We start from the raw sequence: 23,425 nt of genomic DNA on the forward strand, positions 1-23,425 counted from the left end.
CAGAGGGCGCGGGGCTGGGAGTTTAGGGGTTGTTTTTACCCTCTGCCCCCTGCCATTTCACTCGCTTCGCAGCGTTTTCACCGGATTCATCAAAGCCGCTTTGATGCTTTGGAAACTGACCGTCAGCAGGGCAATGCCGACGGCCAGAACCCCGGCTATGGCGAAAATCCACCAGGAAACGTCAATTTTGTAGGCGAAGTCGTCGAGCCACTGCCTGACGGCGTACCACGCAATCGGCGACGCAATGACAATGGCGACCACGACCAGCTTCAGGAAGTCTTTCGACAACAGAGCGACGATACTGGTAACCGACGCGCCCAGCACTTTCCGAACGCCGATTTCTTTGGCCCGCTGCGCAATGGTGTACGACGACAAACCGAACAGTCCCAGCGACGCAATCAGAACCGCGAGAAACGAAAAGAAGGTCGTAATTTTGCCAAAAACCTGATCGTCACGGTATTGCTGATCAAACCGCTCATCCATGAACGAATACGAGAATTCGTTGCCGGGGAAAAATGTCTGGAATTTTTCCTGGATCTGATCGATCGTTTTCTCCAGATCGTTCGAGATTACCTTGAAGGAATAAAAACCGCCGTTGGCGTAGAAAGGCAGAAAAACGATGGGCTCGATCGGGTGCCGCAACGATTGCTGATGGAAATCGCTTACGACGCCGACAATTTCCCATTCCCGCCCAAAGAGCGTAAATTTTTGTCCAACTGCCGAAACCGCATCCTTCAGGCCCAGCAACCGAACCGTCGAGAGATTGATCACCGCATTGACAACCTTGTTGCCGTTCGGATTGGAATCGGTGGTCAGAAAATTCCGGCCCGCCAGCATCTTGATTTTGTAGGCGTCAAAAAAGTCCAGATCAACGCCCATCCGGCTGACAGTTACGCCTTTTTCCTCGTTGGAACCGACGCGCTTGACGTTGAACGTACGCGGCAGCCGGTTGCCCAACAGATTGACAGAAGCCGTGGCCGCTTTGACGCCCGCCAGCCGCTTCGCTTCGGTTTTGAAACTGTTGATCCGGTCAATGGCGGTCGAATCCCAGCGGGTCAGGTCCGGGCCGGAGACGACCAGCATCTGCTCCATGTTGAAGCCGAGGTTTTCTTTCCGCATGAACTCGATCTGCCGAAACACGATAAATGTTCCGATAATCAGCACCACCGAAGCCGTATACTGAAAAACCACCAGCGATTTGCGCACCCAAACGCCCTTCGCCGACCGCTTGAAACTGCCTTTCAGCACCTGAATGGCCTGAAACGCCGAGAGCGCAAAAGCCGGATAAAAACCGGACAGGAAAATCCCGACGGCGAATATGCCCACCAGCGCGAGCGTCATCAGGCTACCTCCGTAGCCCTGCCCCGCCAACACCGCCAGCGAAAGCGGTTTTCCAATCAATTGATTCAAAACGGGTTGCAGCGCCAGCGTGAGTAGCAAAGCCAGCACGAACGCGACTGCGTTCAGCAAAACCGATTCTGACAAAAATTGCCCGATCAACTGGCCTGAGGAGGCCCCGGCCACTTTCCGGACGCCCACTTCTTTGGCCCGCTCCAGGGACCGCGCCGTGGCCAGATTAATGTAATTGACCCAGGCAATGATCAGGATAAAAACCGCAATGATCAGCATTGTCCAAACCGCCTTGCCGTTGTTGACCACGCCGATTTCGTATTCATAATCAGAATACAAATGCGCTTTCCGGAGCGGTTGCAGGTAGAATTTCTCCACGCTGCCCGACACCTTATCGCCTTTGAAATACCGCTCGCTGAAGGCCGGAAACTTCTGTTCCAGCGCCGTTGCATCAACCGGAGCGCCGGACTGACCCGGTTTCAGTTTCAGGTAATGCCACATATCCGAGCCCTCCCAACTGTCTTTCACCCAGCTTCCCCACGTTCTAACCAGCGTTTCGTACGAAACCAGCGCCCCAAACTGGAGGTGCGAAGCCGCCGGAACGTCTTTCACGATGCCCGTAATCCGGAACGGTTCGGTGTCCAGATCGATGTATAGCGACTGCCCGAGCAGGCTGGCATAGTCCTTCGGCTGGGCGCCAAAAATCCGCTGGGCATTGCTTTCCGTCAGCACCAGGCTGTTCGGGGCTTTGAGGGCGGTTTTCGGATCGCCCACCACCAGCGGAAAGGTGAAAAACGTCAGAAAGTGTTCGTCCACGTATAAGCTGTTTTCCTCCGGATAAAGCGATTTGTCCCGGCGCAGTTTGACCCGCCCCGTACCGACGATGGTGGTGTAATCCTCCACTTCCGGGTAATCTTTCGCCATCGTTTTGCCGATGGTCGGGTACGTAATCGTGCCGTGCTGAATGAGTTTTCCTTTCTGGAACCGGTCGTTGGTCACGCGGTAAATCCGGTTCACGTCCTGGTGAAACTGGTCGAAATTCAACTCAAAACTGACATATTCCAGAATCATCAGACAGGCCGTAATGCCCACCACCAGCCCCATGACGTTGACCAGCGAAAAAATCTTGTGTTTCAGCAGGTTGCGAAAAGCGATTTTGAGATAATTGCGGATCATGATCGGGTGAAGGGGTGATAATTGTTGGTAATATTCTTCTTCGTGGGAACGTCGGCGCACAAACGGCGGCAACACCGACAGCACGTTGCGCACATACTGCCAGGTCGCCGTTTTCTTCCCAGCCCGCCGATGCCAGTAAGCGTAAAGCTCATCCAGATCGCCCTCGACTTCCTCCAGTGTTTCGCTCGGATGTAGCCGGGTCAGGAGCCAGTGCGCCCAGCGGGGCGGTTCTGCAACGTCCCGGTTCATAAACCGCTTACTTTTAGCGCGTTCGGCGGTACCAGTTGCCAGAGCTGGTTACGCAGTTCCTGGATGTCCTGCAACGCCCGGCTGCCCAGCGCCGTCACTTTAAAAAGCCGCTTGCGTCGCCCTCCCCGGTCGGCGGTGGCGCCCCCGAGTTCGGAGCTGACAAACCCTTTTTCCTCGAGCCGGATAAGCGTGTTATGAACGGTGCCGAACGTTACGAGTCGGCCCGTGTGCTCTTCCAGCGCCTGACTGACCGTAACACCGTAGGCTTCGCCGTCCAGAATGGCGACCATCAGCAAAACAACCTCTTCGAATTCTCCTAAATAGGTACGACGCATGGGGTTCGGGTATTAGTCTCTATTTTATCGTACAAATCTTTTGCCAACTCATGCAAAGCGCCCTTACTGGCTCTCTCAGGCTCATTTTAAATTGAACGGTAAAGAAATTTGTCCGCAAATGGACACTCCGACGTCCCTGAACGGACACCGTACTGGTTGAAAAACCGATTAGAAACGACACAAAAAAGCCGGAAACGACAGGGCTTCCGGCTTTCTATTTTTTCAACTTAAAATCGACTACTTCGAGATCATTATTTTTACGGCTTTCTGGATATCATCCCCTTTCAATGAACAGAAGTACATCCCGGAAGCAACGTCCTGTAGCGTTACTTTGACCTGGTACTTGCCAATGTTATGGTGTTTGCGGGCAACCAGCGTCTGAACTGTCCGGCCCTGGGCGTCAACCAGATCGATCCCGGCGTTTCCGGCCGACAACAACTGATACTGCACATTTAGCTCGACCGAAGCCGGATTGGGTGTAACCATCAGTTGGTCTGCGCCCAGCAAATCGTCCGTTGCCGCTATACCCACCTGCTGAACTCCCAAACCGTTCCCTGCTTTTGATGCTACGCCCGCCGTGGGGTCCACCAGCGTCGGTTTTTTAAACTCGATTTTGCTCTGCACATCGTTTTTACAATACCGCTGTTCGGCCCGAACGAACGCTTTAACCGGCGACTGGATCGATAAGTCGTTGCCGATATTACCCCCAAATTTCTTCAGAATATCCTTTTGAATCGCTTCGCCGGTTTCCACAATCCGCACCACTCCCTCCTGCTCGGTTGAAGGAAACGAAAACAAGGCGACCGGCTCGCCCGCTGTAACCGCTCCGACATCGATTGCCTGCGGGGCCATGCCAACCTGATGAACGGCCACCCCTTCCATCGACGCAATCGGCGACTTCGACTTGGACATAAACAGATCATTATCAAACACGAAATCCTGCCAGTTTCCGTGGATATTGGTAATTTCCAGCTTAGAATCCCGTCCTGAGCCCGATTCCGGCGCCGTAAAACCGTTGGGAGTAACAATGCTGAACTGTCCCGTTACCAATCGGTGCGTACTCGATACGGAAGGCACGTACCAGGCCGTAATCCGCTGGTTGGTTTTATCATACGTCAAACGAAATTCAACGGTCTGGTCTTTCGCACTTTTCTCATTACATTGCGCCATTGCCACACTGGCTCCCCATAACCCGGCACTGAGGACTAACGAAACTTTCCGCAGAACGGCAGTCAGGCACGTAGTTGTCTTCATAGGTTTTCTTTCAGTATAATTCTATTGTACAAACATATTACTTTAGAAGTTTTTTACTACTGAAAGTCACTATTTTCGAAAGCAAAATGATTAACTGGCGAACTCACAGTCTGGGAATTGCCCAGTTATTGTGGTAATGCGCTTTCACCAGCTCGTTGGCTTTTTCCTGGCCCACAATCTGATTTTTTTCGGCATCCCAAACGATTTTTTGCCCGGATCGGTAGGCAATATTGCCCAGATGCGCGTGTAATGCTACATCCCGCCCGATCTCGACCGGACAATTGGGTTTTTGCCGGTTCCTGACGCAGGTGACAAAATTCAGCGTATGCCTGTCCAGATCTTTCCCGTTACCGAATTTCGCGGGCATGGCCGGAATAAGGTAATTACCTGCGTCCACTTCCGGAAAAAGCTCCCATTTCGACCGATCAATCACGACGGTTCCGAGGTTTCCGATGAAGGCCACGCCGTGTTCGCGGTCGAACGGTCCGCGCCCGGTGCCCAGTGATTGTTCCCAGAGGAGCGTAAAATTGCCGTAATCATACACCACCTGGAGCGTATCGGGCGTCTCGCTGGCGTGATCCGGAAAACCGTATTTGCCGCCCAGCGCCACCACGGATTTAGGCGCACTGACGTTCATGCCCGACAGCGCCATGTCGATCATGTGGGCGCCCCAGTCGGTCATCAAACCACCGGCATAATCCCAGAAGTAGCGAAAACTGCCGTGGAACCGGTTGGGGTTGAAGGGGCGTTTCGTGGCCGGACCCAGCCACATGTCGTAATCGACGCCCGCCGGAACCGGCGCATCGGGCTTGGCCGGAAACGTTTTTCCGTAGGGCATAAAGGCCCAGGTTTTGACCGAGCGAATGTGCCCGATTTTACCCGACCGCACAAAATCCAGGGCGGCATTCCAGTGCTGGCCACTGCGCTGCCATTGTCCCACCTGCACTATGCGGTTATGTTTCCGGGCGGCTTCCACCATCAGATTGCATTCTTCGATGGAATTGGCCAGCGGTTTTTCCACGTAAACGTCTTTCCCGGCCTGACAGGCATAAACCGTCATCAGGCAATGCCAGTGGTCGGGAGTTCCGATAATGACGGCGTTAAGATCCTTGTTTTCCAGCAGCTTACGAAAATCGCTGTATAAAACCGGTTTCTTTCCCGACATCTTTTCCAGCTCGGCCGCACGTTTGTTCAGCACATTGCTGTCGACATCGCACAGGGCTGCACACCGGACGCCCGGATGTTTGAGCATGGATGTCAGATCGTGCCAGCCCATGTTGTTGCAACCGATCAGCCCGACTACCACCTCGTCATTCGGAGCGGTTTTGGGTTGGGACGCGAGCAGGTCGGCGGGAAGTGCCGTTGACAAACCTAGGCCAGTAGCAATCTGGGAAGATTGCTGGAGGAATTTACGTCGGGAAGAAGTCATCGGGAGTTAGGAATATTGACCGGCAAATTAGCACAATCCCAACGAATCTTATAAACCTTCCGTCATCTTTTCAAAAGCGGTTTTTATTTTACCTGCACCTTCACCACCACCGGCAGGTGATCCGATGCGTATTGTTCGTCGATTACCTTGGTTGACAGCGTTTTAAACGTCTCGCCCGGCTTGTACATAATGAAATCGATGGCGCGGTTCGGCTTTTCGACCGGAATGGTGGGCGCACACGCCTGGCAGCTTCGGACGAAATGCTGGTCCAGGTACTGGATCACGCGACTGTCGGACAACGCATTGAAATCACCCCCCAGAATCATCGGTAAACCGGCGTTTTCGAAGTGCTTGACAATCAGTTCAGATTGGGTCATGCGGTTTGGTTCTTTCAGGTCGAGGTGGGTGCTGGCGAAAATGACTTTCCTGCCTTTGGCAATTTCCACTGTCACGGCGGCAACGGTGCGGGGTTCGCCCTTGATGACCGGATCGACCGGCAGCGGAAACCGGGTCGAATCCAGAATCGGAAACCGCGACAAAACCGCCACGCCATAATCCCCGCCCTGGTGGTCGATGGCTTTCGAGAAAAAGAAATTCATGCCGGTTAGCCGGGCCAGTTCCCGGGCCTGGTTCAGACCTTTTCCCGACCGTTCCGTATTAACGTCCACTTCCTGCAAGGCCACAAAATCCGGTTTTTCTTTCCTGATAACGCGGGCAATGGCTTCCACATCGATTTTGGCTCCGGCCGAGGGCGGGTTGCAATGATGAATGTTGTAGGTCATCACCGTCAGGGTTTTGGCCTTTTTGGCCGGACGGTTTTCTGATCCGCCATCCCCTTTGGTCGCGAACAAATGGCCAGAAATCAAGAGAAGAACTAGGGTAATCAACTGTTTCATGTCAATAGAAGAGAGAGAAGAGACAAGAGAAGATAGATAACAGATTAACAACTGATAATCAAAAAGTTAATCTATTATCTATTCTCACGTGTCTGATTGTTTGTTTTAGATTGGCGGTCCGGTGACGGTTTGAAAATTTTGCCCCCAGCCCCCTAAAGGGGGCTTCTGATCTGGAATTTTAAGCCCCTTTAGAGGGTTGGGGGCAGCCCGAAAAATGAAAATTTTAAAGTTCCTCAGGTCCGCGCTTTTTTCGGAATGGTGTACTTGCCAACCACTTCGCCATCATCCCGGATCATTTTGAGATTCAGTTCTTTGGACGTCGCGTGTAGTTTGATCAGGGTGCGGTTTCCTTCCAGCGGGCCACCGCCAATCACGATCGGATAGTTGTGGTCGGCATTGGGGTCGTGGGTGCCGTAGCGGTGGGTATGCCCCGATAGCTGAAGATCAATTTTAGCTTTGTTCAACAACGGGCCAAACACCTGCTGACAATGCATGGGTCCGTGCCAGTCGCCGGAATGGTAGGGCGAAATGTGAATCAGGACGATTCGGAACGGCGCTTTCCTGAACTCGGCGCTTTCGATTTCTTTTTCCAGCCATTTTTTCTGGGTTTCGCGGTAGCGATCAAAAGCCGACAAACCGCCGTATTCCACGCTGTCGTCGGTTTTGTCCTCGCCCGAATCCAGCACCACAAACCGCACCGGTCCGCGCGTGAACGCGTAGTAATATTTATTGTCGGGATAGGCGTAATAGGCCGGAATGTGCCGGGAAAAACTGCCCCGGCATTCGTGGTTACCCTGCGTCAGAATGAACGGAAACTCGGTGGCAAAAATATCGACCGACGGTTTGATCAGGTGATCAACCATCTGTTTTTCTTCCGTCACCCAGTCGAAGCAGTCGCCGTTGAACACCACGAAATCGTAATCACGTTTGTTGCCGGTGTAACCGTGCCGATACAGCAGTTGCGGAATGATCTGCGGGCGGTCATGGATGTCGTTGAACACCACCATTTTAAACTCTTCCTCGTTTGCCGGTGGTGTTTTAAAACCGTATAGCGGACTGCTGATGGTTTCGCCAAATTCTACTTTGGAGCCTTTGTACCCCAGTACCTCGGTCGAAACAAGCTTGTATTTGTGGTCGGTGCCCGGTTTCAGGCCGGTCAGCGTAATTTTATTGATGCGGTTATTGGCTTCGATCAACCCGTTGTTGTAACCGAATTCCCGCTTGCTGGTGTAGGTTCCGGCCCCGTATTCGACCCAGCTAAAACAGTTTTTGTGGGTGATCCACATGATGGTTACTTCGTCGGTGCCCAGGTTCTGAAGGTACGGGCCAACGACAAAATGATTTTTTTCTTCGGTCGGAGCAGCGATGGCCGAAGCACCGGGCAGCAGGCTCAGTGCCCCGATTTGCGACATTTTTTCCAGAAACGAACGGCGGTTTTTGAGCATTGGGTTGAAGGGTTTAGGTAATTTAATGCCCCTCAATCCCCTGAAGGGGACTTGGAATCTGGTTTAGCTGCGTCCAAGTCCCCTTTAGGGGCAGGGGATTGAGGGGCGTTCGGGCGGAAATTACTCCCAGTTTGGGTTTTGCGTCAGGTTGGTGTTTAGCAGCCGCTCCTGTTTCGGAATCGGATACAGATAATCGCGGGCTTCGTTGAATTTCTTGGCGATGTGCCCGTTGACCACAATGTTACCACCTTTGCTGCCGTTTTCCAGCAGGATTTCGCTGCCGAGTTTCAGCAGTTGCGCGCCCGGCACCGTCGGTTTGGTGCCTTCGTAAATCACCAGATCCACTTTTCCGTTTTTGTCGAGGTCGTAGCTGCCCGGTCCGGGGAAATACATGCCTTTGAACGTTTTGGTTAGCAACTGGCCTTCTTTCCAACGAATCAGGTCATCCCAGCGGAAAAAGTTTTCCATCACCAGCTCGATCCGCCGTTCCCGCCGGATTTCCAGAATCACCCCGGTATTGGCTCCTTTCAACTGCGTGTACTGCTGCGCCTGATACGGATCGGGATTGGCGTTAGCTGCCGCCAGGTTGATGTTCGGCATGCCCACCCGGTCGCGGGTCAGTTTGGTCGAAATATCCAGATCGCCCTGCGTCAGGGTACCGCGCTCGGCTTTGGCTTCGGCGTAATTGAGCAGCACTTCGGCGTAGCGGAAAATCGGCATGTCGGTAATGTCCTTGCTGAACGTATCCCATTTCGGAGCCGACACGAATTTGATCAGTTGGTACCCCGTCACCGTCGCGCCAAACTCCTGAACCAACGGGGTATTTTCGCCAATCCGCGTGTAGCCCGGCGTCCGAATCGTTTGCGCCAGACGCGGGTCCCGGTTTTGGACTTCCTCCGCAAACTGCATCGTTTCGTAGCCCTTGATGTCCGTAAACCGGGTGCCGTCGGCCATCAGGTAGCTGTTTACCAGCTTTTTCTCCAGACCCGGTTTTCCGTACGAAGCCGTCATCGTGTAGTAGTTCAGGTTGTGGTAGACCTGCAACTCGTCGCTGAAATCCCGCGCCAGAATGACCTCATCAGGAATAGCGTTGTCCGCCGAAAACAACTTCAGGTAGGCCGTTGTGGGCGTGGCTTTGTAGATCGAATACCCGCTGTTTTTCATTAAATCCTCCGACGCCGAAATACAGGCATCCAGGTATTTGTCGGCATTCGGCAGGCTGAACTCGGGGTGATATTTCCGGAACGTTCCTTCGTTCAAGGCCATGCGCGATTTCAGGGCCAGCGCCGTCCATTTGGTGATGGAATTGAGCTGGCGGGAGTTGTCGAGGTTGGCAATGGCGTAATCAATATCGGCCATGACCGAATCCATCACCATCGCCCGCGAATCACGAGGTTTGGTCAGCAATTCCTGATCCAGGACCTCGATCGTTTTGGAATACCAGGGTACATCGCCAAAGCGTTTCACCATGCCGAAGTAAAAGTAAGCGCGGAAAAACCGGGCGAGCCCGTTGTATTTGGCTACCGCTTTTTTGTCGGGGCACTTGTTCGAATTGGCCAGAAAGTAGTTGATGTTCCGGAGTGTTCCCCAACTCCAGCCACCGCCACTGGTCGGCACTACGCGCGTTCCCTGCAACTCGTCGCGCAGGCTGTTCTTGACGACGTTATCCACGTCTTCATTATAGACATCCTCGGCCGAAGGCAGAGCGTTGTAGAACGAATTCGTGTAGAGCAGCAGGTCGTTTTCAGTATTGAAAAAGGTTTCCGGCGAGATGGCGTCCTGCGGTACCAGGTCCAGATCGCAGGAGACCAGACCGAGCGTAATGAAAAGGAGACTTATGATTTTTTTCATGAGAATGCGAATGGATTCGGTTTAGAACGTGACGTTTAGGCCCGCCGAAATGGTTTTGGACAAGGGATACGTCCGTCCGTTGGTGGCGTCACCATCAAATTGTTCCGGGTCGATGTATTTGGACCGCAAGGGCGTGAAGGTCAGGATGTTTTCACCGCTGACGTAAATCCGCGCGCGAGGAACCCGGATTTTTCGGGTCAAGGTTTCCGGGAGCGTGTAGCCGATCACCACGTTTTTCAGACGGAAATACCCGACATTCTGGAGGTAGCGGTCATTAACCGAGTTCAGGTCACCACCGCCGTTGAGTGCCGTGTACCCGCGCAAAACCGGGAAGTACGCATCGGGGTTTTCGGGCGTCCAGATGTCATCCGCAAAGTTTTCGGGGATGAACGAATAGTACGGCCGCGAGTACGGACCCCAGAATTTATCGGCGTTGTTACCCGGATACCAGTTTTTCCGCAAGATTCCCTGACCCAAAACCGATACGTCAAAACCGTTCCAGGAAGCACCGAGGTTGATCCCGTAGCGGTACCGGGCCCGGTTATTCCCGATGATTTTCAGGTCGCCGTGGTCGGCCAGGGTGTTGGCACCCTGATCGATTTTGCCGTTGCCATCCAGATCGATGAACTTCAGGTCACCGGCCTGTAATTTGCTCCAATCGCCGGGAGCGCTCAGGCGTTGTTTGTTGACGATCGTCTGATCGACCTTGTAAGCCTGCGCTTCTTCGTTGGTTTTGAAGTACCCTTCGATCGAATAACCCCAGATGTCGCCAATGGTCTGACCCTCGTAGAAGCTCGACAAAATCTTGTTCGGGTTGTCATATTTGGTAATCACCGACTTGGAATCGGAAAGCACGAACGAGGCATTGTAGGAAAACGGTTTGCCCGCGACCTTCACCTGATCGCGCCAGGCCAGCGACAGTTCAAACCCTTTGGTTTGCAAATCTCCGGCGTTTTTGGTCGGCACCGTCGCTCCGTAAACGGCCGGCAGCACCTGACCCGGCACGAGCATGTCGGTGGTGTTCCGGATGTAAGCGTCGAACGACAGATTCAGGCGGTTTTTCAGGAAATCCGCATCAATACCAAGGTTCGAGGTCGTCGCTTTTTCCCAGGTCAGGTCCGGTGAAATCGGGTTCGGGTTGTTCACATAATACAGCTTCTGGCCGTTGTTGATCCAGCTCGACTGCGCCGTGGGCATGATCGAAATGTACGGATAGAAGCTCGCTGAAGCCGTGTTCGACGGCAACTGGTTGCCCAGCGTTCCGTAGGAAGCCCGGATTTTCAGGTTGTTGACGGCGTTCCGCAGCGGCTCGAAAAACGCTTCGTCGCTGATCCGCCAGCCTGCCGACACGGAAGGGAAAAAACCGTACCGCCGACCTTCGCCAAACCGCGACGTTCCGTCATACCGCCCGTTGACTTCCAGCAGGTATTTGCCGACATAATCGTAATTCACCCGGAAAAACGCGCCAAAGAGCGAATACTGGTACGAATCGCCCGACGAAAGCTGCTCGCCGGTTCCGAGGTTCAGGTCGTTCAGGCTTTCCGACAACAGGTTTTTTCGCGCCCCAAACAGCCGTTGGTGTTTCTTCGATTCGTAGTTCATCCCCGCCGTGGCCGACATGTAATGCTTACCAAACGTGTGGTTATACGACGAATAGACGTTGGTGACGTTCATCGGGTCGAACCACATCGTTTTGCGGTATTGATCCACGTTGTAGTTCGGCACCGTCGTCAGGATGCCCGGCTGAATCGAATATTGCGCCACGGCGGAGCGGTACCAGTCGTCGGCGATGTAAAACGAATACGAGTGGTTGGCGACCAGATTCCAGGTTTTGGTAAAGTCAATCGTTACCGAGTTGATCGTCGTCAATTCATGGACCCCTTTCTTTCCGCCCGCAACGCCTTTCAGCAGGTTGGCAAACAGACCGTCACCGATGGAGTAGTTGTTTTTCAGGGTGTTATAGGTAGCGGTTCCGTCCGGATTGCGGGGCGCGTAGGCCGGTAAGGCGTGAACCGTGATGGCGACGAAGTTGGCGTTGGCACCGCCTTCCAGACCGGGATAGGTGTATTTCGAATCGAAATATTGCGTGTTGTTGCTGACCTTCAGCCAAGGCGTCAGTTGGGCGTTGATCTTGCTGCGGAGCGTATACGACGTAAACTTATCGGTGTTGATCCGCATAATCCCGTCTTTCTCGAAAATCGACCCGGACAGGAAATAATTGACTTTATCGGTTCCGCCGGACAAATTCAGGTTGTGCTGCCGCGACGGCTGGGTCATGTTAAACAGCGTGTTCCACCAGTCGTAGTTACCGTAGTAGTTGTAGATGTCCTTGCCGTTGACATTTTTGACGACCGTCCAGGGCCGGGCCGGATTTTCGGTTTTGTCGTACCGACGCGCTTCCAGTTCTTTATAGTCTTCTTCCGAATACCGGGTGTAGCTGTTTCCCGTGGCCCGGATGAAGGCTTCGTCGTTCATTTTGACGTAATCGTAGCCATTGGTCAGAAATTTGGTGCTCACGGTTGGTGTCGACCAGCCGAAGTTGTTGCTGTACGAAACGTTGGTTTTACCGTTTTTAGCGGTTTTGGTGGTCACCAGCACCACCCCAAATGCACCCCGCGCTCCGTAAATGGCCGAAGCGGCCGCATCTTTCAGCACCGATACCGATTCCACGTCGTTCGGGTTGATCCGGTTGATATCGCCCGGCACCCCGTCGATCAGCACCAGCGGGCCTCCGCCGTTGATAGAGGTTTCCCCGCGCACGTTCAGGCTCCCGCCCTGTCCCGGCTGTCCGGTACTGAACGAAATGTTCAGGTTCGGAATCATTCCCTGCAAAATCTGCGACATGTTGTTCAGCGGGCGGTTTTCGAGGTCTTTGGCCATCACCTGCGAAACCGCCCCCGTCAGGTTCACTTTTTTCTGCGTTCCGTAGCCCACCACCACCAGTTCTTCCAGGCTTTTGCTGTCGGGGTTTAAGGTCACGTTGATGGCCGAGCGGTTTCCAACCGTAATTTCCTGCGAAGCGTAACCCACAAAGCTGAAAATCAAAACCGCCGACGAATTCGGCACGGACAGTTCGTAGTTCCCGCTGCCGTCGGTGGTAGTTCCCCGCGTGGTTCCTTTTAGCACGACGGTCACCCCGGCCAGCGCTTCTTGCTGCCCATCGGCCGCCCGCACCGTTCCTTTCAGCCGGATTTCCTGACGAGCCAGGTAGGTTTCCATTTTGGTTTCCAGATTGGGCAGAAAAGACTCCGGTTTAAAGTTCTTTTCGCGGGCCAGCACAATCTGCTCGTTGATCACCTTGTAGGTAATACCACGCGGCATGAGCAACTGGTCCAGCACGCGGGACAATTTCTGATTCTTTACATCGATCGAAACCGGCTCGCGGAGCGACACCCGGCTGCTGTACACAAACTTCGTATTGGCTTTTTCCTGGATCTGTTCCAGTGCTTCCTTGAGCGTAACATTCGTGAGATGAAGTGTCATATCCTTACTCAGGATCGACTGTGCCGCAATCTCCCGGCCGTAGCTGATGCCGGTCAGGAGCAGAGCAAGTATCCATTGAAGTAATCCGATACGCATGATTTTTCGCCAGTCGACCGACTGGTTTAGGATAGAATTTTGCATAATTTTGATTGTCTGATAGTTAAGCGCTGTTGGATGAATGTCCCTTTTTGTCGGTGGCACGACGCGAAAGGGATTGTCGATTCGAACCGGGCGTGGTGGCACACGTCCGGTTTTTTTGTTCAGGGTGGCAGTGAGTAAAATGGGTTCATCGGAAAAGGTTGTCGTTGAAAATCATTCATTATAGAAGGTTATTCAGGTTCGCAGGGTAAGCCGTCCAGCGTCATGACCTTCCCGGAAAGGGTGTAGGTCGCATCCAGCGCAGTGCAGAGCATTTCCATGATGAAAGGCAGGGGCTGCTGCTCAAAATCCGCGTTGACGAGACAGGTGGCAATTTTCGGATTGGAAAACCGGATCTGGATGTTGAACCGTTTCTCCAGCTTTTTCGCGACCTGATCGAGCGGGGCATTCTCAAATACGATCGTTACGGGTTCGTAAATTTCTTTTTTGGCCTGCGCCGGAATGGCCGAAGACGTCAGGCGACGGGATGCGGTTTCGAAAATGGCCTGTTGTTGCGGTTTCAGGATCACCTGCTGCTCGTTTTCGTCCGGATCGGGCGCGCTCACCTGCACCCGGCCGGTTACCACCGAAATCCGGAAAACCGGTTGCGACGCCGGAGCCTTCACGTTAAAGCTGGTCCCCAAAACCTTGATCCGCATTTCCCCGCTCTCGATGAAGAAAGGGCGGTTTTTATCCTTTTTGACGTCGAAAAAACCTTCGCCCGAAAATACCACCTGCCGTTTGTCAGCCGCAAATGCTTTCGGATACGAGATCGAAGCGCCCGAATGCATCCAGACCGTGCTTTCGTCAGGTAGTTTGAACTTCACCAGTCGCGGTTCGCGGTTAACGAATTGAATCAGAGTAACCGGAGCCTTTTCTTTCACTTGCTGGGCGACGGTGGTCGGAACCGAAACCGGCTGGTGTGGATTCGTTGCATACCGGTAAGTGAAGTAGATGCCCAGTACGAGGGCAATCGAAGCCGCCAGCCCGGACACCCAGCGCCAGGGGAAGGGACGCACCAGCGGTTCTTCGTCAGGCTGAAGCTGACTCTGAATGTTTTCGAAGGTTTCCTGTTGCAACTGCTGTTGCTGCGATTCGGGCAGCGAATTCAGGAAATCCGGTTTTCCGTTCAGCGACGCATACCAGGCTTCGACCTGTTCCTTTTCCTGATCGGTGCATTGATTCCGTACGTATTTGTCTAATAGATGTGGTGAAATAGGCGGTGGCGGCATGGTTAGGAATGTTACAATCCCTAAGTCGCGCGCCGGAGGGGGAACCCTTAGTCGGATTGAAAAAAAATTTCCGGCGGTGGCCGCCATCCGGAAAGCTCCCCGGTTTTTTCGTCAATTATAAAGTCAAACCCACCAGTTATCGACTCCGACCATTTCCGCGCCGGGCAGCATCTACCTTTGTGTCATCGAAAACAACGAAGAATAATGAACTTCCTGACCAAATGTACTGCGGCTGCCCTCTGCGTCCTGCTGGGACTGTCTTCCTGCGAAAACACCGAACTGGCTCCTGCCGAAACCGCAGCCCCCGAAACAGAGCTTCCGACTTCAAATTCAGAAGAATCGGCGAGCAGAAAACCGCTCTTCCTGAAAAAACTCGACGCCCGGACGCTTACGTATTTTCAGGGTGGCAAGCTCCGGAAAGTGACCCATTCGCCCAGCCAGTACAGCGAGTTTGAATACGGCCCGAACTGGGTCAGTTCTACCTTGTTTATTAACCAGAAACGGGAGCAGAAACAGACTTTTTTGCTGAACGACAAAGGCAATTGCATTGAATCATACCTTTATTCATATGATAGTCAGGGGATTACGGCAACCTTACAGCTTGTCCACGAATATGCGTACGATGCCGCCAATAAGTTGATTCGGATTAACCGGAAGAACACGCCCAACGATCGCAAGCTGTTCTTTTACGATGCCAACGGTGACCTGTCCCGCGTTGAATGCTACAACGCCAGCAACGTCAAGACCGGCGAAAATACGTACAGCTACGAACTGCCCGGCGTGGCGCGTCAGGTAGACCACGATCCGATCAATACATTTTACGGAATCAGCACGCAGGGCGAATTTCTGAACGTATTTGGCAAGACGAACAAGCACCTGCTGCGCCGATATTCGTTTAAAAATATGTATACAAACCAGGTCGTCGACGAGAAAATCCTGTATTATACCCTCAATTCGAACGGTTATGCCGCGAATTACACACAGTTTGACGTCGAAGCCAATGTGATGTTGCCGGGTAAGGTCAGCTATGAATACACAACCGCTCCCTGAGAATTCCTTTCCGGTTCTTGTCTACTTCTTAAAAGCCGGGACTTTGCCTAACCCGGTTTGGGTTCAGAAAAAAGAAATCAACAGGAAGACGTAGGCGAAATGCTCTTTCAGGTATTCCTTCAGCATCCGCAGCGCTTTGGTAATGTGCTGTTCTACGGTTTTTTCAGAAATCCCCAGTTGCAGCGCAATTTCGCGGTTTGAGTGCCCTTTCCGGCTCAGCAGAAACACTTCCTTGCATTTGGGAGGCAGGTGATAAAGTCCTTTTTCGTACCGGTCCTGCAGGTCGGACGTCAGGATTTGCTGATCCGTCAAGGCAATGGAGTCGGCGCTCTGAACCTCCCATTGCGTGTAATGAAACCGGCGGGTATATTCTTTGCGGTAATGCGAAATAATGAGGTTTTTGGCACAGGAAAATAAATAGGAACGGCAGCCCTGGACCGCACTCCGCTGGCGTTGCTGCCAGATCGAGACAAACAACTCCTGAACAATTTCCTGCGCGGCAAACTGATCGTTTACTTTGCTGAACGTGTAATTGAATAAAATCCGGAAATACCGGTTATAAAGTTCGGCAAACGCTGATTCGTCGTTGTGTTCGGCAATTGATTTCAGAATGTCTTCGTCGGAATAGGTGCTGTAAGATGAGTTCATAGCCTGAATTTCCTAAATCCGTTTACGTAATTTGAAATGCGCTTTACAAAATTCGGTCTATTTATTAGTTTAATTGCGCTCTGAATTATTAAGGAATCGCACACTTTTTTTCTGCATGATAACAATAATTTAACTTAAATTCCAGACAGATTCTGATTATCGCCGGAGCGGAACGCCTGTCCGGTTTCTTTCAGCAATCGTTTTTTGAGATCGAAATGCGCGAATGATTCATGTCCAAACTAACTGCAACCTCCGAAGGTAATCGCCGTTTACCAGCTATTGATAGCGTGAGGGGATTGATCATGCTTATCATGGCCCTGGATCATGTTCGTGATTTTTTTAGTTACACGTCCTATCGTGCAACCGACGTCACCCAAGCGTCGGTTTTTCTGTTTTTCACGCGCTGGGTGACGCATCTTTGTGCGCCCACATTCGTTTTCCTCTCCGGAATCAGCATTTTTCTTTATTACCGGAAAACTGGCGATCTCAAAAAAACCAGTGTCTTTCTCCTGACGCGCGGGCTCTGGCTGATTGCCGTAGAAGTGTTGCTCATCAGTTTCATCCTGACGCAGGGCTACCAGCTCACGCTACTGGAGGTTATCTGGGCCATTGGCTGTTCCATGCTGCTGCTCGCTGCCCTGATCTGGCTTCCCCGCTCGCTTCAACTGGCCTTTTCACTTATCCTGATTTTCGGGCACAATGCGCTTCCGCTGGTGAAGGATACCTCAACCGATACGCTGCTCGCCTTGCTGCATCATCCGCCCTTTTTCATCAGCAAACCGCCCATTCTGGTCGCCTACACCATTGTTCCCTGGGTGGGCGTCATGCTGTTGGGGTATGCGATCGGTCCCTGGTTTACCGGTAACGCCCAAACGAGAGATAAGCTGTTACTACGGAGCGGTTTTTCAGCCCTGGTGCTTTTTATCGTACTGCGGTTTTTAAACAACTACGGCGACCCGGCTCCCTGGAGCGTTCAGGAACGGGGCGGCCTCTACACCTTTCTTTCCTTTCTTAACGTAACCAAATCTCCCCCATCGCTTCTGTTCCTGAGTCTCACGCTCGGTACCGCCAGCCTGTTGCTGGTGTTCGTTAATAAACTGTCGGCGGGTGTTAATCGGTTTTTCAGTATTTACGGGCGGGTGCCCTTCTTCTATTTTATCGTGCATCTGGCGGTGATCAGCCTGACATCCTACGTCTGGACGTACCTGGCGTTCGGCAGGGGCGTCAATCTTTCCTTTGTGAATCCCAGGGAGTGGCCCGCCGACTACAACCCGAATTTAGGACGGGCCTATTGGGTCTGGTTGCTGCTCGTTGGTGTCCTTTATTTTCCCTGCCGCTGGTACGCGCGCTACAAATCAACCAGCAGGGCCTGGTGGGTTTCCTATTTATAAGCGGTTATTAACTGCTGAAAATACCCAGATCTGAGCAAGAAACCGGCCCGGTTTTCAAAAACCGTAATGAATGATCGTCCATCTCTAAAAGCCGTCTATCTACGGATTAAGCTAATTTATACGCAAATAGGCTCGCTTTTCCAAAATCTCCGGAGCTACCGCAATGAAACTGATTCAGAAATTGTTACTATTCTATGGTGCAAACCCCTAATTTTGCAGAACTTTATTGAAACATTCGATTAAATAGACTTCCAGAATGATTAACCTCATAACCAAGAGCATTACGAAACTCTTCGGTACCAAGTCGGATCGGGACATCCGCGAACTGCTCCCGTACGTTGACAAGGTAAACGCCGAGTTTCAGAAATTACAGTCTCTATCGAACGATGAACTCCGGAATGTGACGACGCAACTGAAGCAGGTCATCGCTCAACGGTTGCAACCCATCGATACCCAACTGACGGATCTTCATCAACAGGTTACGGATCAGCCCGACCTGGACGTCGATGCCAAACAGCGCATCTTCAACCAGATCGACAAACTCGATGCCGACCGGAACAAGGAACTGGAAGTGGTTTTGCTCGATATTCTGCCCCAGGCGTTTGCTGTCGTGAAAGAAACCGCCAAGCGGTTTAAGGAGAACGAACAACTGGAAGTAACGACGACTGACTTTGACCGGGAGTTCGCGGCCCGTAAAAAACACATTACCATCGACGGCGACAAGGCCTACTGGGCCAATAGCTGGGATGCCGCCGGAACCCTGATCAAATGGGACATGGTGCACTACGACGTGCAGATCATCGGAGGTACGGTTTTGCATCAGGGAAAAATTTCGGAAATGGCAACCGGGGAAGGTAAAACGCTGGTGGCCACATTCCCGGCTTACCTCAACGCCCTCGCCGGACGCGGTGTCCACATCGTAACGGTCAATGACTACCTCGCCAAACGCGACTCCGAGTGGATGGCGCCTTTGTTTGAGTTCCACGGCCTGCGTGTCGACTGCATCGATAAACACCAGCCGAACTCCTTCCCGCGCAAACAGGCGTATCTGGCCGATATTACCTACGGAACCAATAACGAATTTGGCTTCGATTACCTGCGCGACAACATGGCGCGGGGCGTCGACGAACTCGTGCAGCGCAAACACCATTACGCAATGGTCGATGAGGTCGACTCCGTGTTGATCGACGACGCCCGGACGCCCTTGATTATTTCCGGTCCCGTGCCGCGCGGTGACGAGCAGGAATTTGCCGAACTGAAACCGCGCGTGGCCCGCGTGGCCGAAGTCCAGCGCAAACTGGTGCAGGACCTGCTGAACGATGCCAAAAAGAAAATTGCCGCCGGTGACGAAAAGGAAGGCGGTTTATCGCTGTTCCGCGCCCACCGGGGTCTGCCGAAATACAAACCGCTGATTAAATACCTCAGCGAAACCGGTGTAAAGGCGATCATGCAGAAAACCGAGTCGATCTACCTGGCCGAAAACCAGAAATTGATGCCCGAAGCCGACAAACCGTTGTATTTCACGATCGACGAACGGCACAACAGCATCGACCTGACGGAAAAAGGGATTGACTACATCACCGGTTCGGGCGAAGATCCGAACTTCTTCATTCTGCCGGATTTGTCGATCGATCTCAACGCGATCGATAAAAGTACGGATCTCGACGAAAAGGAGAAGATTCTCCACAAAGAATCGCTGATTCGGGATTATTCGGTGAAAACCCAGCGGATCAACACCGTCAACCAGTTGCTGAAAGCCTACAGCCTCTTCGAAATCAACGTCGATTACGTCATCATGGATGGCAAAATCAAGATTGTCGATGAGCAAACCGGTCGGATCATGGAAGGTCGCCGGTGGTCGGACGGCTTGCACCAGGCCGTGGAAGCGAAGGAAGGCGTGAAAGTGGAAGACGCCACGCAAACCTACGCGACGGTGACGCTGCAAAACTACTTCCGGATGTACCACAAGCTGGCCGGGATGACCGGTACGGCTGAAACCGAAGCCTCGGAATTCTGGACGATTTACAAACTCGACGTAGTCGTTATTCCGACAAACCGAAACATTATCCGGAAAGATGAGGAAGACAAAGTTTACCGCTCGGTTCGGGAAAAATACAACGCTGTCGTCGACGAAATTGTCAGTCTGGTCGAAAAAGGCCGCCCGGTGCTGGTCGGTACGACTTCCGTTGAAAACTCCGAATTATTGAGCCGGATGTTGTCGCTGCGCAAGATTGCGCACCAGGTCCTGAACGCCAAGCAACACCAGCGCGAAGCCGAAATTGTGGCCGAAGCCGGAAAACCGGGTACGGTTACAATTGCAACGAACATGGCTGGTCGGGGTACGGACATCAAGCTGACGCCTGAGTCGAAGGCGGCCGGTGGTCTGGCCATCGTCGGTACAGAACGGCACGAATCCCGGCGGGTCGACCGCCAGTTGCGCGGTCGGTCGGGTCGGCAGGGAGACCCCGGTACGACGCAGTTTTTTGTTTCGCTGGAAGACAGCCTGATGCGGTTATTCGGTTCCGACCGGATTGCCAAGGTGATGGACCGGATGGGTCTGGAAGAAGGCGAAGTGATTCAGCACTCGATGATTACGAAATCCATCGAACGGGCGCAGAAGAAAGTCGAAGAAAACAACTTCGGGATTCGGAAGCGGCTGCTGGAATACGACGACGTGATGAACTACCAGCGGGAAGCCATCTACAAACGCCGTCGGAACGCCCTGTTTGGCGACCGGCTGGCGCTCGACATCGCCAACACGATGTACGACGTTTGCGAAGATCTGGTCAGCAACGCCGAAGGAAACTACGACGAACTGGCGCTGCAAACGCTGACGGCACTCGGGTTTGAAATCAGCATGAGCCGTGAAGAATTCAGCCGGTTGAAAGCGAAAGATCTGGCCCAGAAATTATACGAAGAAGCCGATCGGCATTACCACGACAAGAACAACGCCATCCGCGAGAAATCAGGACCGGTTTTAAAAGCCATTCTGGCCGAGCGGGGCGCAACCATTCAGGACATTGTCGTTCCGTTCTCCGACGGTCTGCGCGAACTGACGGTGGTCAACAACCTCCGCCGGACCGTCGAAACCGAAGGCCGCGAGCTGATCACGGAAATGGAAAAAGCCGTTTCGCTGTCCATCATCGATCAGGAGTGGAAAGAACACCTGCGCGAAATGGACGACCTGAAGCAATCGGTGCAGAATGCGGTTTTCGAACAGAAGGATCCGCTGCTGGTCTACAAGTTCGAGTCGGTCGAATTGTTCAAGCGGTTTTTGAGCAAAGTCAATTTCGATACGATCAGTTTCCTGACCAAAACCGATATTCCGGGTCAGGAAGCCGAGGAAGTGCAGCAGGAAGTTCGGCAAGCCCCGGCCCAGCGCCGTCCGGAACCGCAACCCGAGCTGCACACCAACAAGGAAGAAATCGACGAACCGGAAGTTGGCGGTCCGCAGGAATACGCCCGCCGGATGGCCGGTCAGCCAGCCGCCGAGAAACAGGCTCCCGTTCGGGTGGTGAAAGTGGCAAACCGCAACGAAAAGGTCAGTGTTCAGTACATGGACGGTACGATCAAGCGGGATGTCAAGTACAAAGTCGTCGAAAACGACGTGCAAAGCGGCAAGGCGGTTTTGATTGATTAAATAGCAGAGGGCAGAGGGGTAAGGGCAGAGGGTGGCTGACGCGTTCTAGTTTTGCGAAGCACCCTTTGCCCTTACCCCTCTGCTTAACGCCCAAACCTTATGCGATAGAACCCATGTCTGCTCAGCCGAAACCACACTACACACCGGAACTTTATCTGGAACTGGAACGCAAAGCGGACCACAAGAGCGAGTATTTCAAAGGCGAAATATTCGCGATGGCTGGCGCATCTCGCAACCACAATCGGATTAAGGAAAATCTCTCTATCGGAATTGGATCTTATTTGAAAGGGAAACGCTGTCAGTCCTTTTCGTCCGATATGCGGCTTCATATTCCTTCCAATTCGCTTTATACTTATCCCGATCTGGTCGTGGTCTGCGGAGAACCGCAGATGCTCGATGTTAATTTCGATACGCTGCTGAATCCGACAGTTATTGTTGAAGTGCTGTCCGGCAGTACGAAAGACTACGACCGCGGGAGTAAATTCATGCTGTACCGCAACATTCCTACTTTTCAGGAATACATTCTGATCGACTCCGAGCAGATTCGGGCGGAGGCCTGGTATAAACCGGATAACGGTTTCTGGACGTTGCGAACGGAAACCACGCTGGCTGACGATTCCCTGACCATTCAGACCCTTGATTTCACGCTGCCGTTGCGGGACATTTACGACCAGACCGTTGGCTTACTGAATTAAACCTTTCCGGGCATGGGTTCGTTGCGGCTCCTGATTCGTGTATCTACAATAGTGTTGCGAAATCTTTCACAAAACCAATAAAGAAAGAAAGATTTTGTAGTATTGTTCCAATTTTCAATACTACGCTTTCCCGGAAATACTTAATTTTCGGTGTGGAATCCCTAAGGCGGGCTCCCTTCTTTTATTTCGTATGATGTATATTCATGCCGTTAGCCATTACTTTCCAAGCGAAGTAGTTGGAAACGAACACTTTACTAAGCTCAACGGATTATCGAGCGACTGGATTATCGAACGGACCGGCATTCGGGAACGTCGCAAAGCGGCTCCCGACGAAAATACAAACACCATGGCGCTGGAAGCCGTCCGGCGGCTGTTCGACCAAACGACGATTGAACCTTCTCAGATTGACCTTATTGTTGGTGCCACGTACACCCCTTACGATACCATAGTCACCCTGGCACACGTTGTCCAGCACAACCTGGGTGTTCCCGATATTCCGGTTATTTCGATATCAACGGCCTGTTCGTCGCTCATCAATGCGATTGAAGTCGTCGAAGGGTATTTTGCCATGAATAAGGCGACGCTGGCGGTGGTCGTCGTTTCGGAACACAATACGGCTTATAACAACGAAACAGACACGATATCGGGGCATTTATGGGGTGACGGCGCGGCCGCCCTGCTCATCTCCAAAGAGCGGATCAGCGACGACGACATGACAATCCACAGCATTATAACGGGTGGAGCGGCTACGAGCGGAAAGGCGGTCACCGGCGTGATGCTAAAACCGCTGGAGAATGGCGTTAGTATGCCCCACGGTCGCGACGTGTTCATCAATGCCTGCGTTTATATGCCGAAGGTGAGTGTGCAGGTGCTGGAAAAACACAACCTGACGATCGACGATGTGGATTACCTGATTCCGCACCAGGCCAACCTGCGCATCAGCCTGAACGTGATCAATACGTTGAAACTCCCCGAATCGAAACTGCTTTCCAATATTCAGAAGCTCGGCAATACGGGCTGCGCGGGCTGTGCCATTGCCCTTTCCGAAAACCGGGCGGTTTTCAAAAAAGGCCAGAACATTGTCCTGACGGTTTTCGGCGGAGGCTATTCGTTCGGCGCAATGCTGGTGGAAGCGTAAATAGGAGAATTATGGATTATGAACG

At 52.6% G+C, this 23,425-nt stretch carries 15 protein-coding genes; 5 read left to right on the plus strand and 10 right to left on the minus strand.

The features are described from left to right. Window positions 1-57 precede the first annotated feature (57 nt). From GJJ30_RS19695 to GJJ30_RS19735, 9 genes are all read right to left on the minus strand, one after another. Complete coding sequence (locus GJJ30_RS19695; RefSeq protein ID WP_229313262.1) at window positions 58-2,775, minus strand: ABC transporter permease; 2,718 nt, start codon at window positions 2,773-2,775, stop codon at window positions 58-60. After that, window positions 2,772-3,110, minus strand: a complete 339-nt coding sequence (locus GJJ30_RS19700; protein ID WP_154176883.1) for a PadR family transcriptional regulator — start codon at window positions 3,108-3,110, stop codon at window positions 2,772-2,774. The genes GJJ30_RS19695 and GJJ30_RS19700 overlap by 4 nt, the downstream gene beginning before the upstream one ends. A 237-nt stretch (window positions 3,111-3,347) precedes the next feature. Beyond that, entirely contained in the window at window positions 3,348-4,364 is a 1,017-nt protein-coding gene (locus GJJ30_RS19705) for a T9SS type A sorting domain-containing protein (protein WP_154176884.1), read from the minus strand. A 103-nt stretch (window positions 4,365-4,467) separates the two neighbouring features. Next, complete coding sequence (locus tag GJJ30_RS19710) at window positions 4,468-5,793, minus strand: Gfo/Idh/MocA family protein (RefSeq protein WP_154176885.1); 1,326 nt, start codon at window positions 5,791-5,793, stop codon at window positions 4,468-4,470. A gap of 83 nt (window positions 5,794-5,876) precedes the next feature. Continuing rightward, on the minus strand, window positions 5,877-6,689 hold the full coding sequence (locus GJJ30_RS19715; RefSeq protein WP_154176886.1) for an endonuclease/exonuclease/phosphatase family protein: 813 nt from the start codon (window positions 6,687-6,689) through the stop codon (window positions 5,877-5,879). A gap of 233 nt (window positions 6,690-6,922) precedes the next feature. Continuing rightward, window positions 6,923-8,134: a purple acid phosphatase family protein gene (locus GJJ30_RS19720; RefSeq protein WP_154176887.1), complete on the minus strand. Its 1,212-nt coding sequence runs from the start codon at window positions 8,132-8,134 to the stop codon at window positions 6,923-6,925. 120 nt (window positions 8,135-8,254) lie between these two features. Then, entirely contained in the window at window positions 8,255-9,985 is a 1,731-nt protein-coding gene (locus GJJ30_RS19725) for a RagB/SusD family nutrient uptake outer membrane protein (RefSeq protein ID WP_154176888.1), read from the minus strand. Window positions 9,986-10,006: 21 nt separating this feature from the next. After that, window positions 10,007-13,609 carry a TonB-dependent receptor gene (locus GJJ30_RS19730; protein WP_154176889.1) on the minus strand — a complete coding sequence of 1,201 codons (3,603 nt, stop codon included), beginning with the start codon at window positions 13,607-13,609 and terminating at the stop codon, window positions 10,007-10,009. A 188-nt stretch (window positions 13,610-13,797) separates the two neighbouring features. Then, window positions 13,798-14,838: a FecR family protein gene (locus GJJ30_RS19735; RefSeq protein ID WP_154176890.1), complete on the minus strand. Its 1,041-nt coding sequence runs from the start codon at window positions 14,836-14,838 to the stop codon at window positions 13,798-13,800. A gap of 204 nt (window positions 14,839-15,042) precedes the next feature. Here GJJ30_RS19735 and GJJ30_RS19740 point away from each other — a divergent pair, with 204 nt between their 5' ends. Continuing rightward, complete coding sequence (locus GJJ30_RS19740; RefSeq protein WP_154176891.1) at window positions 15,043-15,888, plus strand: hypothetical protein; 846 nt, start codon at window positions 15,043-15,045, stop codon at window positions 15,886-15,888. Between the two features lie 63 nt (window positions 15,889-15,951). Here the strand turns inward: GJJ30_RS19740 and GJJ30_RS19745 are convergent, their stop codons facing one another. Beyond that, on the minus strand, window positions 15,952-16,536 hold the full coding sequence (locus GJJ30_RS19745) for an RNA polymerase sigma factor (RefSeq protein ID WP_154176892.1): 585 nt from the start codon (window positions 16,534-16,536) through the stop codon (window positions 15,952-15,954). A 230-nt stretch (window positions 16,537-16,766) separates the two neighbouring features. On the opposite strand from GJJ30_RS19745, the gene GJJ30_RS19750 reads away from it, so the two are divergent. The 4 genes from GJJ30_RS19750 (at window position 16,767) to GJJ30_RS19765 (ending at window position 23,400) form a co-directional block, all read left to right on the plus strand. Next, a complete protein-coding gene (locus tag GJJ30_RS19750) occupies window positions 16,767-17,927 on the plus strand; it encodes an acetyltransferase domain-containing protein (protein ID WP_154176893.1) in 1,161 nt (386 codons plus the stop codon). A 256-nt stretch (window positions 17,928-18,183) separates the two neighbouring features. Then, on the plus strand, window positions 18,184-21,567 hold the full coding sequence (gene secA / locus GJJ30_RS19755) for a preprotein translocase subunit SecA (RefSeq protein WP_154176894.1): 3,384 nt from the start codon (window positions 18,184-18,186) through the stop codon (window positions 21,565-21,567). 113 nt (window positions 21,568-21,680) lie between these two features. Continuing rightward, the gene (locus GJJ30_RS19760; RefSeq protein WP_154176895.1) at window positions 21,681-22,262 is read left to right on the plus strand and encodes a Uma2 family endonuclease; all 582 of its coding nucleotides are present in this window, start codon (window positions 21,681-21,683) and stop codon (window positions 22,260-22,262) included. 193 nt (window positions 22,263-22,455) lie between these two features. Beyond that, window positions 22,456-23,400, plus strand: a complete 945-nt coding sequence (locus GJJ30_RS19765; RefSeq protein ID WP_154177062.1) for a 3-oxoacyl-ACP synthase III family protein — start codon at window positions 22,456-22,458, stop codon at window positions 23,398-23,400. Window positions 23,401-23,425: the final 25 nt, after the last annotated feature.

The organism is Larkinella terrae (genome assembly GCF_009668025.1).
GTDB classification, from domain to species: domain Bacteria; phylum Bacteroidota; class Bacteroidia; order Cytophagales; family Spirosomataceae; genus Larkinella; species Larkinella terrae.